Annotated in this window: 14 protein-coding genes; 7 read left to right on the forward strand and 7 right to left on the reverse strand. The window is 68.9% G+C overall.

Features of this window, described 5'->3' with window-relative positions:
- The first annotated feature begins 197 nt into the window (after positions 1 to 197).
- From OC550_RS20955 to OC550_RS20970, 4 genes are all read left to right on the forward strand, one after another.
- The gene (locus OC550_RS20955) at positions 198 to 731 is read left to right on the forward strand and encodes a transporter substrate-binding domain-containing protein (protein WP_262107884.1); all 534 of its coding nucleotides are present in this window, start codon (positions 198 to 200) and stop codon (positions 729 to 731) included.
- Positions 728 to 1720: a cation transporter gene (locus tag OC550_RS20960; protein WP_262107885.1), complete on the forward strand. Its 993-nt coding sequence runs from the start codon at positions 728 to 730 to the stop codon at positions 1718 to 1720. Before OC550_RS20955 ends, OC550_RS20960 begins: the two co-directional genes overlap by 4 nt.
- Before the next feature lie 175 nt (positions 1721 to 1895).
- Positions 1896 to 3128, forward strand: a complete 1233-nt coding sequence (locus OC550_RS20965) for a CynX/NimT family MFS transporter (protein WP_262107886.1) — start codon at positions 1896 to 1898, stop codon at positions 3126 to 3128.
- 216 nt (positions 3129 to 3344) lie between these two features.
- Positions 3345 to 3551, forward strand: coding sequence for a hypothetical protein (locus tag OC550_RS20970; protein ID WP_262107887.1), 207 nt, complete (start codon positions 3345 to 3347; stop codon positions 3549 to 3551).
- A gap of 113 nt (positions 3552 to 3664) precedes the next feature.
- Here the strand turns inward: OC550_RS20970 and OC550_RS20975 are convergent, their stop codons facing one another.
- Positions 3665 to 4291 carry a malonic semialdehyde reductase gene (locus OC550_RS20975; protein WP_262107888.1) on the reverse strand — a complete coding sequence of 209 codons (627 nt, stop codon included), beginning with the start codon at positions 4289 to 4291 and terminating at the stop codon, positions 3665 to 3667.
- 151 nt (positions 4292 to 4442) lie between these two features.
- Between OC550_RS20975 and OC550_RS20980 the strand changes: the two genes are divergently transcribed.
- Positions 4443 to 5735 (forward strand): MFS transporter, encoded by a 1293-nt coding sequence (locus OC550_RS20980; protein ID WP_262107889.1) that lies wholly within the window; start codon positions 4443 to 4445, stop codon positions 5733 to 5735.
- A gap of 170 nt (positions 5736 to 5905) precedes the next feature.
- Here OC550_RS20980 and OC550_RS20985 read toward each other — a convergent pair whose 3' ends face one another.
- The 4 genes from OC550_RS20985 to OC550_RS21000 form a co-directional block, all read right to left on the reverse strand.
- Positions 5906 to 7120 carry a cytochrome P450 gene (locus tag OC550_RS20985; protein WP_262107890.1) on the reverse strand — a complete coding sequence of 405 codons (1215 nt, stop codon included), beginning with the start codon at positions 7118 to 7120 and terminating at the stop codon, positions 5906 to 5908.
- Positions 7027 to 8706, reverse strand: a complete 1680-nt coding sequence (locus tag OC550_RS20990; protein WP_262107891.1) for an FAD-dependent oxidoreductase — start codon at positions 8704 to 8706, stop codon at positions 7027 to 7029. Before OC550_RS20990 ends, OC550_RS20985 begins: the two co-directional genes overlap by 94 nt.
- Positions 8707 to 8858: 152 nt before the next feature.
- Entirely contained in the window at positions 8859 to 10256 is a 1398-nt protein-coding gene (locus tag OC550_RS20995; RefSeq protein ID WP_262107892.1) for a Y-family DNA polymerase, read from the reverse strand.
- Entirely contained in the window at positions 10249 to 10668 is a 420-nt protein-coding gene (locus OC550_RS21000; protein WP_262107893.1) for a LexA family transcriptional regulator, read from the reverse strand. The genes OC550_RS20995 and OC550_RS21000 overlap by 8 nt, the downstream gene beginning before the upstream one ends.
- A 152-nt stretch (positions 10669 to 10820) precedes the next feature.
- Between OC550_RS21000 and OC550_RS21005 the strand changes: the two genes are divergently transcribed.
- Positions 10821 to 11213, forward strand: a complete 393-nt coding sequence (locus tag OC550_RS21005; protein WP_262107894.1) for a hypothetical protein — start codon at positions 10821 to 10823, stop codon at positions 11211 to 11213.
- A gap of 16 nt (positions 11214 to 11229) precedes the next feature.
- Here the strand turns inward: OC550_RS21005 and OC550_RS21010 are convergent, their stop codons facing one another.
- Positions 11230 to 13599 (reverse strand): glycoside hydrolase family 65 protein, encoded by a 2370-nt coding sequence (locus OC550_RS21010; RefSeq protein WP_262107895.1) that lies wholly within the window; start codon positions 13597 to 13599, stop codon positions 11230 to 11232.
- Positions 13600 to 13608: 9 nt separating this feature from the next.
- Positions 13609 to 14595 carry a PfkB family carbohydrate kinase gene (locus tag OC550_RS21015; RefSeq protein ID WP_262107896.1) on the reverse strand — a complete coding sequence of 329 codons (987 nt, stop codon included), beginning with the start codon at positions 14593 to 14595 and terminating at the stop codon, positions 13609 to 13611.
- A 997-nt stretch (positions 14596 to 15592) separates the two neighbouring features.
- Between OC550_RS21015 and OC550_RS21020 the strand changes: the two genes are divergently transcribed.
- On the forward strand, positions 15593 to 15912 hold a 320-nt coding region (locus OC550_RS21020; RefSeq protein ID WP_262107897.1), incomplete at its 3' end, for a hypothetical protein.

Raw genomic sequence — 15912 nt, forward strand, 5'->3', positions numbered from 1 at the left:
CGGCGACGGCGGCGCTCTTCCCGGCGCCGCCGTCCCGAGACGCTCGCTGTCCAGCTTTACGCTTCAAGCTCTGCACACCCGCAGCCCAGAGCGTTGCTTGAAGGCTCAAGCTGTACAGCCAGGCCTAAACGAGGGCAGCACGGTGCCGCCCGAGCTCTGATTCCCAAAAAGTCAGCCTGCTTAGCTATGGTCACTGTATGCGCACCAAATTCGTGTTCTTCGCGGCCCTGCTCGTGCCGCTGCTGGCCGGATGCGGACTGAAGATTCCCTCCGATCCGGAAGGGACGCTGGACCGGGTGTCCGGCGGAACCCTCAGGGCGGGCATCTCGCACAATCCCCCGTGGACCGAGACCGGCACCGGGACAGGCCCGACCAGCACGGGCCCCGAAACCGCCGATACCGGCACCAAACCTGCCGGGACCGGGATCGCCCCGGGCGGCACCGAGGCGGAACTCGTCCGCGCCTTTGCCGCCGAGCACAACGCCCGGGTCGAGTGGGTCTCCGGCGGCGAATCCAACCTCGTCAGGCAGCTGGAACGCGGCGAACTGGATCTGGTCGTCGGCGGCCTGACGAAGGACTCGCCGTGGTCCAAGCACGCCGCCTTGACGCGGCCGTACCTGGAGACCAGCAACGCCCAGGGCGACAAGGAACAGCATGTCATGGCCGCCCGGATGGGAGAGAACGCGTTCCTGGTGGAGCTGGAACGGTTCCTCAGCGAGGAGGTCCAATGACGGCGCGCTTCGGCCGCACCGAACTGCCCGAGGACCTGGAGCGCGTGCTGCGCAAGGCCGTCCGGCTCCAGTGGACCACCCTCGCCGTCCTCGCAGTCTCCGTCACTCTGGTGTTCCTGACCATGGGGAACTCGCAGGCGATGAAGGCGGCGTGGATCGAGGACATGCTCTCCTTCGCGCCGCCGCTGGCCTTCCTGATCGCGGTGCGGATCGTCAACAAGCCGCCCTCCGAGGGCTACCCCTACGGCTACCACCGGGCCACCGGCGTCGGCCACCTGGTTGCTGCCGTGGCCCTCTGCGCGATGGGCGCCTTCCTACTCATCGACTCCGGCATGGGGCTGCTCAAGGGGGAGCACCCGCCCATCGGCTCCGTCGAGCTGCTCGGCCAGACGGTCTGGCTGGGCTGGCTGATGATGGCGGTCATGGCCCTCACGGCGGTCCCGCCCGTGATTCTCGGCCGGATCAAGATCAAGCTCGCCAAGGACCTGCACAACAAGGTGCTCTATGCCGACGCGGACATGAACAAGGCCGACTGGATGACCGCCGTCGGCACCATCCTCGGCGTCGCCGGCATCGGCATCGGGCTCTGGTGGGCAGACGCCGCAGCAGCGCTCTTCATCGCCGCCAGCATCCTGCACGACGGCTGGAAGAACATGCACGGGGCGGTGACGGACCTGATGGACACCCGGGCCATGACCTTCGACGACGGCAAGCCCCACCCGCTCATCAAGAGGGTCGACGAATACCTTCGCGGCCTGCCGTGGGTCGAATCCGCCGGCTCGCGGGTGCGGGACCAGGGACAGGTATTCCACGTCGAGGCGTTCGTGGTGCCGCGGGACCAGCTGCCGCCGCTGGAGGCGCTCGAAGCGGCCCGCGACGGGTGCATCGACCTGGACTGGAAGATCCAGGACCTGGTGATGGTCCCCGTTGCGGAGCTTCCCGCCGAGGTGGGCGGGCAGTGGCAGCACCAGTCGGAGCGGAGCCTCTAGCCGCGCCTTCGGCGATGAAGGCGGGTGATAACGACGGCGGACGCCTCCCCGGGCACCCCGCGCCACCTGTGTCACCCGTGCTACCTGCGTGTCACCCGTGTCACAGTCCGAGATCGATGCCGCCATTCAGCCGGCTGCGGATAGTCTTTACGCCGGATGATTCCGAGGTGGTGCAATGGCAATAGCAACAACAGCGGTGACGAAACAGCACGTGGACGCGGCGTGGATCGTCGTCGTTCTCGCCGGAATCACGGCGGCCATGCACATCTGGAAGCTCCCCGCCGCCGTCCCCGTGATCCAGGTCGAACTCGGCCTGTCACTGGTCCAGGCGGGACTGCTCCTCGGCCTGGTCCAGGTGGCCGGCATGGTGGGCGGACTGGCCGTGTCCCTGCTCGCCGAGCTGATCGGGGCGCGCCGCTGCCTGCTGATCGGGCTCGGATTGCTCTTTGCCGGCTCCCTGATCGGCGGTTTCTCCACCGGCGCCGGCCTCCTGATGGCCTGCCGCGCACTTGAGGGCGCCGGATTCCAGCTCGCAACCGTCGTGGCGCCCGGGCTCATCCGTGCCAACACGCCGCTGCGCCGCGTCAATACCGCCGTCGGCTTCTGGAGTGCGTACCAGGGCTGCGCCACCTTCATCGGACTGATGGCGAGCGCGCTGATCCTGCAGGTCACCGGCTGGCAGGCCTGGTGGTGGATCATGGCCGCCGTGACCTTGCTGCCCGTGCCGCTGATCCTGAAGTTCGTTCCCCGCGACCCGCCGCGCGACGGCAGCGGCGCGGGCGCGGCCACCAAGCGGATCGGCGTGACCGTCCGCTCGCTCAAGCCGTGGATCGCCGGCCTGGTCTTCGGCTGCTACACCATCCAGTGGATGGCCGTCGTCGGCTTCCTGCCGACCATCTACGAGCAGAACGGCGTCACCGGCATCTGGCCGGGCGTGCTCAGCGCGGTGGTCGGCGGCCTCAACGCGGTCGGCGCCGTCGCCACCGCCCCGCTGCTGCAGCGCGGCGCCACCCCGCGGCAGCTGATCATCCCCGCCTTCGTCCTCATGGGTACGACGTCGTTGCTCACCTTCGCCGTGGACTGGACCGGGGTGCCGGGCGGGACCGCGCTGCAGTTCGCGTGCGTCGCCGCCTTCTCGCTGATCGGCGCCGTAGTCCCGTCGACCCTGACCCGGCTCGCCGTGGACCTCGCCCCGCCCGGCGGCTCCGCCCCGGCCGCCATGGGCCTCATGCAGCAGATCTTCAACGTCGGCAACTTCACCGGCCCCGCCCTGGTCGCCTGGCTCGCCACCGCCACGGGCGGGTGGAACTCCACCTGGTTGATGACCTGCGGCTTCGCCACGCTCGGAATCCTCCTGAGCCTGTACCTGAGCAGGCGGCGGCTCGGCCTAAACTTCGCGCACCGCTGAGGGCCGGGACTTCGCGCACCGCCGGGGCCCGCACCAGGGGCCCGCAACAGGGGCCCGCGCTGATACCCGTGCTGGTGCCGTCGCCCGCCCGGTCCGGCCTCCCCTTTTCCGCCCATCCATGCCCCGCCGAATCCGCGAGGCGTAGGCTAGCCTTACGCCCGACGCCCCAGCCGGCGCGGGCCGGGCAGTAATCCGACCCTCGAGAAGGAGCACCCCATGGACCCGAACGAGAAACTGCACCCGGGGCATTCCAACGAACCCGATACCTCCGACGCAGGCACCTCCGGCAGCGACGAAGTCCACGAGGGCCACATACCCGTGAAGGGCAGCGAAGCCAAGGCCGACAAACTGGCCAAGGAGGCCTACGGGGACAAGGACGCCGACGGCGAGGGCGACACCCCCAACGTCCCCTTCCCCGGCTAGCTCCCCAACGCAACGACGGCGGCACCCAAGCGGGCACCGCCGTCGTTATTGGCCTGCGGGCTCTCTGCCGGCCAGGCCAGGGCCGCCGAAAATCAGACGGTCCAGCCGAAGAATCAGACTGTCCGGGTGGCGACCTCTGCGTCGAGCCGCGGCAGCCGCGGGAACCACGGGTTCTCACCCGGGGTTCCGACGTTGACGACCATGAACGCCTTCTGGCTGGTGCCCGCATTGAAGTCGGCGTCGATGCCGGCCGCGTCGAAGCCACCCATGGGGCCGGCGTGCAGGCCCACGGCGCGGACGGCCTGGATGAAGAAGCCGGACTGCAGCCACGCGTTGTTCTTGCCGACTTCGGCGCGTATGGCGGCGTTGTCGTCGAACATGGCCTTGCGCTCCGCGGCGTGCGGGAAGAAGGTGCCGAAGTGCTCGTGCCAGTCGGCGTCGTAGCTGAGGATCGCGACCATCGGAGCCGTGCGGGTCTTGTCCCGGTTGCCCTCCGCCATGTGGCCGGCGAGGCGTTCGCGCGCTTCCGCGGAGCGGACCCAGGTGATGCGCAGCGGCTGGTTGTTCATCATGGTCGGCGCCATCTTGGTGAGTTCGTAGATGGCCTCCAGCTTCTCGTCGGAGACAGGCTCGGCGGAGAAGGTGTTGGCGGTGCGCGCCTCGAGGAACAGGTGGTCCGCGGCGGTGCGGTCCAGGGCCAGTTCGTCGGTCAGATTGGTTTCGATGGTTGCGATGCTCATTCAGGCTCCTTAGCTGCGGTTCGCTTCTACTCCAAACAACGACGGCGGAGCGCGGCGCCATTCCGCGCGAGGCGGTGATCTGGCTCACGTCGCATTCCCGGGCTGTAGCCGGGGAATTCGGCAAAACGCAGCGCCGGTCTACCATCATCGGGTGAGCATCCGAGTCCGCAGCATCCACTTAGCGTGGATCGTCGCCGCCCTGACCATGCTGGCCCTGGTCGCGGGGGCTGCCTTCCGCTCGACCACTGGGGCCCTGTTCGAGCCGATGGAGACCGAGTTCGGCTGGACCCGCTCGGGGACCAGCGGCGCCGTGACGCTCAACCTGATCGTGTACGGGCTGACGGCGCCGTTCGCCGCCGCGGCCATGGAACGCCTCGGCGTGAAGCGCGTGGTGCTCGCCGGCCTTGGGCTGACAGCGCTGGGCAGCGCGCTAACGGTGTTCATGACCGAGCTCTGGCAGCTCTGGATCCTCTGGGGCCTGTTCGTCGGGGTCGGCACGGGCGTGATGGCGCTGGTGTTCGGCTCCATCGTGGCCAACCGCTGGTTCGTCCGCCACCGCGGCCTGGTGATGGGCATTTTCTCCGGCGGCAACGCCTGCGGACAGCTGATCTTCCTGCCGCTGATCGTGGCCCTGGCCGAGCACGAGGGCTGGCGGGCCGCCGCACTGGCGACCGCGCTGGTGGCCGCCGCGATCATTCCCTTCGTCGCGCGCTACTTCGCCGACAGCCCGTACGCCGTCGGGCTCCGGCCGTACGGCGAAGAGGCGGAGAGTCCCGAGCCGGCCCCGGCCAAACCGCAGGTCTCCCCCGCCCGGATGGCGCTGCGCGTGCTGCGCGAGAGCCTGGCCCGACGTCCGTTCTGGATCCTGATCTTCACTTTTTGGGTCTGCGGCTGGTCCACCAACGGCCTGATCCAAACCCACTTCATTCCCGCGGCGCATGACCACGGGATGCCGGCGACGACGGCGGCCGGCCTCCTGGCGCTGATCGGCGTCTTCGACCTGATCGGCACCGTGGCCTCCGGCTGGCTGACGGACCGGTTCAACCCGGCCATCCTGCTGGTCTGCTACTACGCGCTCCGCGGCCTCTCGCTGGTCTTCGTCAACTCACTGCTGGGACCCAGCATCGAGCCGCCGCTGTGGGTCTTCATCGTCTTCTACGGCCTGGACTGGGTCGCCACGGTGCCGCCGACCGCGGCACTGTGCCGCGAACACTTCGGCATCGAACGCGCCAGCGTCGTGTTCGGCTGGGTCTTCGCCTCCCATATGGTCGGCGCAGGCGTGGCCGCAGCCACCGCCGGCTGGCTGCGGGAAACCACCGGCAGCTACCACCCGGCCTGGATCTCGGCCGCCGTGCTCTGCTGGCTGGCCGCCGCCTCCCTGTTCTGGCTCCGCAAGGCCCCGGTCCCGCAGGAAAGCCAGGCCTCCCCCGACCGGGTCCACTGACCGACCCGGCCCATACGTGGGCCGCCGCCGCCCGTGTGCCAATCCGCCGTCGCTGCCCGTGTGCCGCCCGGCCGCCGTCGCTGTCCGTGTATCGCCCGGCCGCCGTCGCTGCCCGTGTATCGCCCGGCCGCCGTCGCTGCCCGTGTATCGCCCGGCCGCCGCGCCGCCGGTCATCCCGGATCGACGTCCACGGGCAGGTGCAGCGGGCCGCGGAGGATCGGGCTGGGCCTGTACGGCGGCGGGTCTTCAGCCAACCGCGGATTCCGGATCCGGCGCGCGAATTCCGTGAGCGCGACCTGGGTTTCGAGCCTGGCGAGCGGGGCACCGAAGCACAGATGGATGCCGCTGCCGAACCCCAGATGCTGGTTGTCCGATCGGTCCGGAATGAACCGATCGGCCTCGGCGAACCGGTCCGGGTCCCGGTTGGCCGCGGCCAGGACCAGGGTGACCGGAGAGCCGGCGGCAATTGTGGTGCCCGTTATCTCGATGTCGTCCAAGGCCGTCCTGATCGGCACGAAGTGCACCGGCGGCTCGAACCGCAGCAGTTCCTCGGTCATGGGGATGGCCAGCTCGGGATCCCGGCGCAGCCGGTCCAGCTCCTGAGGATGCCGGAGCAAAGTGAGGATTCCGTTGGAGATGAGATTGACGGTGGTTTCATGGCCTGCAATGAGCAGCAGCAGCCCGGTGCTCGCCAATTCCCCGGTGGACAACCTGCCCTCCGGGCCGTCGTCGGTCACCATCGCCGAGAGCAGGTCGCCTCCCGGCGACCGCCGATGCCGCTCCACCAGGTTGCTAATGAAGTTGAACAGCTCGGTACTGGCTTCCTTCCGCTTCTCCTGCTGCGTTTCGGGATCCAGGCCGGGGTCGATGGTCTCGATCGCCAGATCCACCCATTTCCGGAATTCGGTCCGGTCTTCCGGCGGCACCCCGAGCAGCTCGCAGATCACCGAGACGGGAAAGGGGTAGGCCAGTTCGTCGACGATGTCGATCCGGTCCCTCCCGGCCATGCCGTCGATCAGGCCGGTGACAATCTCGATCATCCTCGGCTCGAGGCCGGCGATCCTTGCCGGCTGGTGCGGGGGGCCGAAGTGCCGCATGGCGAGCCTCCGCTGCCGGTCGTGTTCGGGGGGATCCATTTGCAGGAAGCTCGGCTGTATGTCCTCGGAGAGCTCCTCCATCGCAGCCGCGAACTGCGGGTTATTGCTCGGATCCGAACTCAGCCGCGGGTCGTGCAGCAGCGCAAGGTTCTCCGCATACGTGCTGACCAGGTAGGTGCCGTCCTTCAGGCGGCTTACCGGGGTGCGGCGCAGTTCTGTGTAGAGGGGGTAGGGATCCGCGCGGCGGGAGTAGTCCAGGACCTGCTCCCAGGGGGTCGGCTCGGCCATGGCGGTGGCTCCTTGATGGGCGGGAGGACGGGACGGTTGGGGAACGCAGCCGCGAACGGCTGGCGCCCTTCCGCTTCGTCGATCTGGTGGAAAGCCGGCGGGAACGCAGCTCCCTGGCTGATGAGTCGTTCGTAGAAATCCAGCCACTTGTTCTGGTTGAAGCCCACTGCCCCGACGATGCGTCCCTCGCAGCCGTAGGCGGCCAGGAACCTGCGCCGCTCCACCGAGCCCTGGGCAATCACCACCTCCGCACCGGCCGAAGGCACCCCGACGCTCTTGATTTCGCAGCCGAACTGGGTGGACCAGAACATCGGCATGGCCAGATGGGGCAGTTGGGCGTCCGGTCGGCTGACCATGTTGTGTGCGGCGGTCTCGGCTTGGGCGACGGCATCGCCCCAGTGCTCGAGCCGGACAAACCGATTGCCGAAGAGCGGGTGGGCCGCGCAGGCAACGTCACCCGCCACGAAGATGCCCGCCATAACATGGCCGTCCACGTCCAAGGCCCGGCAGCCGGCGTCGCTGGCGACGCCCCAGGGCCCGTACGCCAGCGGTGAACCAACCAACCATTCGCTATTGCTGATTCCGCCGAGAGCCGCGACCGCAACATCGGTTTCGAGAACCGTGCCGTCCGATAAGCGCGCCCGCCGCAGGCGCCCGGCATCGTCGCCCTCCAGCGCCAGGACACGGACGCCGCAGCGCAGGTCGACGCCGTTTTCGCGCTGGATCCCGCCGGCGATCGCCCCGATCGCCTCGCCTAGGGCGGCACGCAGCGGCGCCGGCCCAGCCTCCGCCACGGTCACTGGCAGACCGAGGTCGCAGCAGGCGGAGGCAATCTCGGAGCCGATGAAGCCTGCCCCGATCACCAGCACCCGGTTCGGCTTGGCGGCGAGCCGCCGGCGCAGCCGGGCGGCATCCTGGCTCGTCCGCAGCGTCAGCACGCCATCCAGCGCGGCCTCCGCAGCATTTGGCCAGGGCCGTGCCCGCATGCCTGTCGCAATCAGCAGCCGATCGAAGCCGATGCCTCCGCCGTCCGCCAGCTGCACCCGCCGGCCGGCCACGTCCAGTCCCGTAGCGGCCAGGCCCAGCCGCCATTCCGCGTCGATCCCGAACTGCCGGGGCAACAACGTCCGGCCCGGCTCGATCCAGCCGGACAGCACCTGCTTGGACAGCGGCACCCGGTCATACGGCTCGTGCGGTTCATCGCCGACCAGCGTCAGCTTCCCCTCGAAACCCTTCCGGCGCAGACTCTCCGCCGCGCGCAGCCCGGTCAGGGACGCGCCGACGATCACGATGCGGCCGGTCGACAGATGCCCATGGTCCTTCCCCTGGTCCGCAGACTGTCCAGTCGCGGCGCGCTCCGATACCAACGATCCCTCGGTCGGCCGCTCCAGTCTCCGTAGCTGGTCCAGCTCGATCGCCTGGACCGGGCAGGCCGCCGCCGCCCGCAGGATGCGTGTGCGCTGCCCGTCGTCCGGGTCCGGGTCGTAGACCAGCGCCTCGTCGCCCTGCATGGTGAAAACGCCCGGGGCCAGGAAGGCGCACTGGCCGTAACCCTGGCATTTGGTGAGGTCGACGACGAGTCGCATGCCGGTCTTCCCCTTTGGCGGGAACCGCCCGGACAGGCGGAGGCTTGATGGAGTGAATCGAGCTTAGACCCGTTGACTACGGCGGCGGAAGGGCCGACGCACCGGCCGCACGGGCCGTTGCCTGCACGGCGCCGGCCGCCCGGTCCGCAGCCTCAGGCCCGGACCACCGGCAGATCCGACCAATTCGTCGTGTACTTCGGCGAGGAGAACTCGCGCTTCATCGACCACGCTGCCGGCTCGGCCATCCCGCCCTGCCCCAGCCCGATGGCCGACTCCCCGAACTTCGCCCGGACGCTGCCCAGCAGGTCCCCGATGTGCCGCTGTTCCAGCTCGCTGACGAACGGGTCGAAGGCCTCCTGCGCGTCTGCCGGTTCCAGCCCGCTGAACAGCACGCCGGCACGCACATATTTCTGCCCCGGCTCAAAACACCCCCGCATCGCGGCGACGGCAGCCCGGGTGAGCTGGATCGGATCCTGTGTGGGTGCCGGAAACTGCACGCTGGCGGATGGAAACGACGACGCGCCCCCCGAGAAGCGGCTGGTCCCCGCCGTCACCGTCAGCACCGTCGCCCGCAGGCCGTCCTCCGCCATCCGCGCCGCCGCGCGCTGCGCGTAGACGGCCATCACCTGGTCCATCTCCTCGGACGAAGTCACCGGCGTGGAAAAGCTGCGCGAGAACATGACCTGCTGCTTGTCGGCCCGCTCATCGATCGGCGGGATGCACGGCGTCCCGTTCAGCTCCAGCACGGTCCGCTGCAGCACCACGGAGAACCGCTTCCGGATCATCAGCGGATCCGCCGCTTTCAGGTCCGCGATCGAATCGATTCCCAGCGCCGCCAGCCGCTGCCCGGTCTTGCGCCCCACACCCCACAGGCCGGTGGCCGGAACGCGGGACTGGATCCGCCGGATCTCGCCCGCCGGCATCGAGTCCAGCGAGCAGACCCCGGCCATCCCCGGGTTGCGCTTGGCGATATGGTTGGCGAATTTCGCAAGCGTCTTTGTCGGCGCCACCCCTACACAGACCGGGACGCCGACATACCGGCCGACGGCGGCGCGCACCCGGGCGGCCGTCTCGCGCAGCTGCGCCTCGCTGCCGGGCAGCCCAAGGAAGCACTCGTCGATCGAGTAGATCTCCTGCCACACGCCGAACCGTCCGAGCACCTCCATCACCCGCGAACTCAGGTCCCCGTACAGCTCGTAATTGCTCGAACGCGCCACCAGCCCCCAGCGCCGCGCCAGCGGCGCCACCTGGAACCACGGAGTCCCCGTCGCGATCCCCAGCGCCTTCGCCTCCTCGGACCGGGCCACCACGCAGCCGTCGTTATTGGAAAGAACGACGACGGGACGGCCTTCCAGCCTCGGGTCAAAGACGCGTTCGCAGGAGACATAGAAGTTATTCACATCTACCAGGGCGATCCGGCCGGCGGACGGGTCTTCCGGGCGCGGGGACGCACCGCCCGCGGGCGGTGCGCCGCGGTCCTCAGGCCAGGAGCCGCCGTCGTTATCCGCGGCCCCGCCGTCCCTGGCCCTGGCCCCGCCACCGTCAGACATGGTGCAGGCAGCGGGTGACGACGCCCCAAATGTGCAGGTCCGCAAGTTCCGGCACCTCGGTGGGGACACCGCCGTCGTCCGTCTGCAGGCTCACCTTCCCATGGCCCGCACGAAGCCGCCGCACCGCCAGCTCCCCCTCAAGCACGGCAATGACGACGGATCCGTCCCGCGGAGTCAGCGAACGGTCCACGATCAGCTCGTCCCCGTCGCTGATCCCGGCCGCGGCCATCGAATTGCCGGACACCCGCATGATGAACGTGCTGGTGCGGTCCCGGATCAGGTGCCGGTTCAGGTCGATACCGCCGTGGAAGTAGTCGCGGGCGGGAGAGGGAAAACCGCTGGCCTGGGCCGTCGAGCCGGCTCCGCCGGAGGGCGGCGCCGTGCCGTCGAAAAGTCCTGCCGGATCCTGCACCGCACACCGCCTTCGAATGTATGTTCGATCCATTGAGGATACCACCTGACTCCCCCGAATTGGGCGTTTCCGGCACCCGTACCCGCCCGTAGACTTGGCGCATCTCACGCACCGGGGGACAGTCTGGCAACACCTAGGCCGGGAGGCACGCAATGGACTTTTGGGAAAACTTCTGGGACGTCATCTGGTGGTTCTTCTGGTGCTTCGTCTTTGTCTCCTACCTGTTCGCCCTGTTTGGCGTAATTACGGACCTGTTCCGGGACCGGTTCCTCAGCGGCTGGTGGAAGGCGGTCTGGATCTTCTTCCTGATCTTCGTGCCGTTCCTGACCGTGCTGATCTACCTGATCGCCCGGGGCCGCACGATGGCGGAACGGTCCCAAGAGGCCGCACATGCCCAGGCGGTGGCGACCGAGGCCTACATCCGCCAGACCGCGGGGACCGGGGCCAGCCCGGCCGATGAGATCGCCAAGGCTCAGGATCTGCTGGACCGCCAGCTGATCAGGCCCGATGAGTTCGAAAAGATCAAGGCCAAGGCCTTGGCCTGACCCTAACCTAAGCCGCTCAGGCCGGGTGCCCGCCGGGCACCCGGCCTGCTGGCTGTTCCGGTGCCGGAAGAAGAGGTTCCGGCGAGCGCAGCGGGGCTTCGGCCGGCAAGCCGGGAGCGACAGCATACTCCGTGCCGTCAATTGTTAGCCGGACCTCCGTTTCGGGCTCCGCGGCGGATGTGCCGGCGTCGAGCAACCGGATGACGGTACCCGCGGCGGTGGTTTCCACACCGAAGCGGTGCCCCCGCCATTGGAAGCGGTACGCAATGCGCGCCAACTGCGCGGGCAGCCGCGGGGCCAACTGCAGCTTGCCTCCGTCGACCTGCAGCCCGCCGAGACCGCAGGCGAGAGCCAGCCAGGCCCCGGCGAGCGAGGCGAGGTGCAGTCCCTCCTCACTGTCGTGCTGCAGGTCGCGCAGATCCACCAAGGCCGCTTCGCGCAGATAGGCGAGCGCGAGGTCCAGATGCCCGGCCCGGGCGCAGACCACTGCTTGCGCAGCGGCGGAGAGCGAGGAGTCCCGGACGGTGCGGCGCTCGTAGTAATCCAGGTTCCGGGCTGTCTCCTCGGCAGTAAATGCGTCGGAGCACCACCAGAGGGCCAACTCCAGATCTGCCTGCTTGACGACCTGGCGCCGGTAGATCTTCGCGTAGTGCGCGTGGTCCTGGACGGGATAGGCCTCCTGCCGGCCTTCGAAGTCCCACTCCCGGTAAGTGGTGAACCCCTCGTTGGCAGGGTGCACCTGGAGCACCTCGTCATAGGGGATGTACATCGAATCCGCAGCCTCCCGCCAGAGCTGCAGCTCTTCCACCGACACTCCGAGCCGCCGCATTGATTCCGGATCCGCTTCGCAGGCATCCGCCGCCCAGCGCAGGTTCCGTTGGGCCATGAGGTTGGTGAAGACGTTGTCATCCACCACTCCGGTGTACTCGTCCGGGCCCGTCATGCCGTACAGGTGGCAGCGGCCCTCGTGGTCGCGGTGCAGCATCCGCGCCCAGACCCGGGCGGTTTCCGCGAGGACCTCCAGGCCGCCGACGTCCGCCAAGCTCCCGCCGGTGGCGTCCGCCCAGAACACGAAACCCCGGGCGACGTCGGCGTTGATATGTGCCGCGGCGGTGCTGGCCGGCCAATAAGCGGACGTTTCGCCGCCGTCGATGGTGCGCCAGGGGAACGAGGCTCCTTCCAGGCCCAGGACCTGGGCGCGCTCCCGTGCCTGATCCAGCCCCGACGACCGCCAGCGAAGCATCCGCGAGGCGTCCTGCGGACGCAGCAAGGCCATGGCAGGGATCAGGAAGCCGTCGATGTCCCAGAACGTGTGGCCGCTGTAGCCGTAGCCGGTCAGCCCCTTGGCCCCGACGGGGGCGCGGTTGACGCAGGCGGATGCCTGCAACAGTTGGAAAAGGTCGAAGCGCAGGGCCTGCTGGAGTTCCGGAGCCCCATCGATCTCGACGTCCGCGGCCTCCCAGAAACCGTCGAGGACCCGGCGCTGCTCGGCCAGCATCCCTTCCCAGCCCAGCTGCCGTGCACCCTCGAGTGCTGCCGATGCCTGGTCACGCAGGTCCCTTGCCGGATCTTCACGCGACCAGGCATGGCTCACATACTTCACGAATCCGGCGCTTCCGCCCGGCTCCAGCTCGGCCACGATGCTTGTGGCAATCTGGTCCACGCTGTCCGTGGTGTGGACATCGGCACCCTCCGGCAGGACAAGCTCATGCCCGACGGCGACCGCGACGCAGGTTCCGCTTCCCCGTGTGCGGTGCACGAGGTGGCCGCCGGTTGAATGCGAGCCGCGCAGGCAGGGCTCGAAGGGGCTGCCCAGCGCCTCTGCCACGCGGGGATCGCTGTTCTCGACCGGAGGCGGGGTGCCGTTGACCGTGAGCTCCGAGCGAATCACGATCTGCACCGGCTGGTCGACAGCCTGCACTTCATAGCGAATGGCCGCCGCAGAACGGTGGGACAGAGACACCAGACGGGTCGACACCAGCCGCATCCGCGCCCCGGTCGGTGTCCTCCACTCGACTTCGCGGCGCACCGTGCCGGCCCGCAGGTCGAGCACCCGCTCGTGCTGCAACGGTGACGCGTCGCGCACATCCAGCGGCACGCCGTCGACCTGCAGCCGGATCCCTGTGCCGTCGGCCACCCCGATCATGGTCTGGCCGTACTCCGGGTGCCCGTAGCCACCTTCGGGATAGGACAACGGATGGTACTCGTAAACGCCGGCCAGGAATACTCCTGCCGCTGCGCTCGGCTGCTCTTCGTCCAAGGTGCCGCGGAATCCCACATAGCCATTGGCCAAGGCGAAGACAGACTCCGCGAGTCCGAGGGAATCGGGAGCGAGCTCGCTTTCGCGGACCTGCCAGGGATGGGTCGTAAGTGTTCGAGTAGCCACGGTTCCACGCTATCCCGTCGCCGCTGCAGCTTCTTCCCGTGCACGCTGGGCCGCGGTGCGGAGCCGGCCGGCATCAAGTTGCGGGCGCCCTCCGGGCCGCTGGACAACGTCCGCCGCCGCCACGGTCGCCGACCATGCGGCCAGCTCAGCTGTTTCTCCCGCCAGCAACGCCATCGCAAGCGCTGCGACGAAGGAGTCGCCGCCTCCGGTCGGGTCCACCGCTTCCTCCCCCAACAGCGGTATGAATACGTGCCCGCCGGACCAAGCGACGACGTCGCCCTTGCCCGCCACAGACAGCGCGGCGATGCGGGGGCCCTTCGTGAGCAGTTCCAGGGCGGCGCGGACCGCCTCCTGCACGCCGTCAGGCTTCCACCCGACCAGTGCCTCGGTTTCCGCCGAGTCCGCGCGCACGACGTCGGCACGGTGGAGCACCCGGCGGCGGGTGTCCTCGTCTTGGGGAGCCCCATCGACCACGACCAGTACGTTTTCCGGGCAGGCATCGAGCGCGGCCACCACGGCGGGACCGGGCTGCTGGAGCTGGACGAGGACCGCATCCGCGGACTCCAGAATCTCCCGGCTCGCCTCGACGTCCGCAGCGCCAAGCAGCACTCCCTCATCGACGTCTTCAATCAGTCTGCGGACGCCAGGCGGGCCGACGAGGTCCAGCAGCAGCGCGGTCCGCGGACCCGGGCGCCGCACAACGCCGCCGGTCCCGATTCCGTCGCCATCAGCCTGTTCGAGGATCTCCCGCCCCGCTGTGTCCTCCCCAACGACTCCGACCAATTCGACCCGGGCGCCGAGCTGGCGGCATGCCACGCCCTGATTGGCGCCCTTGCCACCCAACAGCTCGCGGCGCTCGCGGACCGGCGCCGAGCCTCCCTCCTCCGGCACCTCGTCGATGGACAGCACAAGGTCCCGCGCCACCTGTCCCACGACAACGACCAAATGCTCGCCCGCCCTGTCCGGTCCTGCCGTAACGTCAATCGGCTGCTGCAAAGTACTCCTCTCGGGCCGTCATCCGGTTCCAGCATCATTGTGCCCCGCAGCCCGCGCGGCATGGGTGAATCTACGGACATCGAAACCAGGCGGCAGGCCCGACGACGGGACTAATCCCGAAATCATCCACAACCTGTGGATACCCTGACCGCGACGGTTTCGGGGATCCCCCCGCACCCTAGGCGTCCCTTCGAATAGTGTCAGAGCCAGCTCATAGTGTTGGTGCATGGAGGACTTCGGGAAGCAGCGGTCGAGGAAGCGGCAGGTCAATGCCTCGTTCTCTGCTGCCCCGGATGGGCCGTCTTCTCTTTTTGAGTACCACTTGCATAGGGCGCTGCTGGATGAGTGCCTGCGGCGGATGTATCCGGACCTGGCGCCTGGGGCCGGCGATCAGTTGCGTGTCTTAGAAGATCCAACGTTCGGCACCGTCCACATCGCGGGCCTGGAAGCTGATGTCGAGGCTCCGGCCGCGCCCCCGGAAGATCCTTCTTCCTCCGCTCCAACTGCCTCCGATCCGGATGGTCCCGACGGTCCACACCTGCCGGCATGGTCGCGCAGGGTGTTGCCTGCCGAAAGAGATAAGGACGGCATCACGGTACCGGTCGGTGATCCCGGCGACCGGGAGGGGGCTGACGGGGACACCGTTCCGGGTGTTGCCGGGCCAGAGACACCAACCGCCCCGCAGCTTCCAGACGCTTCCCCGGCTGCCGGCTCTGCTCCTACCGCGGGTGAGGATCCAGAGCCTGCCGAGGGCGATCCCACCCCCGCTGAGCCCACGGCTGGTCCCGCCGAACGGACTGAACCTGCCTCGTCTGAATCTGCTGCCGGTGCGCCCAAGGACGCGGAGGCGGTTCCCGCTGTAGCCTGTGCCTCCGACTCGGATTCAGGGGCCGCGGAGGGCCCTGCCGGCCCCGGTCCGGCGGAGCCCGTTTCCGCTGATCCCCTGCCAGCGTCCGAGCCGGTACCGGCGGCGGATGAAGCTGAGGATGGGGAGGAGGTGCCGGATTGGGCGTTGTCGCCGGCCCGGCGGGCGGAGCGGGAGCGGGCCAGGGAGGCGGCCCGGCCGAAGCCGCCAGCGCTGGTGGAGCACGGTCCGGTGGAGTGGTTTCAGGCGTGGCGGGACATCGCACCGCCGGATCTGGTGGTGGTGCTGGCGCGGCAGGACCTGTCCGGACTCTCTGACGGGGTGCTGCTGGAGTACCTGGCCGCGGTGGAGAAGGCCACGGCGTGGTTGCAGTCGCTGCGGGTGGTCGGACTCGGCGAGTTCGCCGGCCGCCGGACCGAGCCCGGATCCCCGCTAATGGGCCCGGAGGGCTA

The sequence above is a fragment of the Arthrobacter sp. Marseille-P9274 genome (assembly GCF_946892675.1).
GTDB lineage: Bacteria > Actinomycetota > Actinomycetes > Actinomycetales > Micrococcaceae > Crystallibacter.

Excerpts from the sequence above, each read along its gene's own strand:
- OC550_RS20960 (WP_262107885.1), top strand. The coding sequence starts at position 728 with ATGACGGCGCGCTTCGGCCGCACCGAACTGCCCGAGGACCTGGAGCGC.
- OC550_RS20990 (WP_262107891.1), bottom strand. The coding sequence starts at position 8,706 with ATGCGACTCGTCGTCGACCTCACCAAATGCCAGGGTTACGGCCAGTGC.
- OC550_RS20970 (WP_262107887.1), top strand. The coding sequence starts at position 3,345 with ATGGACCCGAACGAGAAACTGCACCCGGGGCATTCCAACGAACCCGAT.
- OC550_RS21005 (WP_262107894.1), top strand. The coding sequence starts at position 10,821 with ATGGACTTTTGGGAAAACTTCTGGGACGTCATCTGGTGGTTCTTCTGG.
- OC550_RS20965 (WP_262107886.1), top strand. The coding sequence starts at position 1,896 with ATGGCAATAGCAACAACAGCGGTGACGAAACAGCACGTGGACGCGGCG.
- OC550_RS20975 (WP_262107888.1), bottom strand. The coding sequence starts at position 4,291 with ATGAGCATCGCAACCATCGAAACCAATCTGACCGACGAACTGGCCCTG.
- OC550_RS20955 (WP_262107884.1), top strand. The coding sequence starts at position 198 with ATGCGCACCAAATTCGTGTTCTTCGCGGCCCTGCTCGTGCCGCTGCTG.
- OC550_RS20985 (WP_262107890.1), bottom strand. The coding sequence starts at position 7,120 with ATGGCCGAGCCGACCCCCTGGGAGCAGGTCCTGGACTACTCCCGCCGC.
- OC550_RS20995 (WP_262107892.1), bottom strand. The coding sequence starts at position 10,256 with ATGTCTGACGGTGGCGGGGCCAGGGCCAGGGACGGCGGGGCCGCGGAT.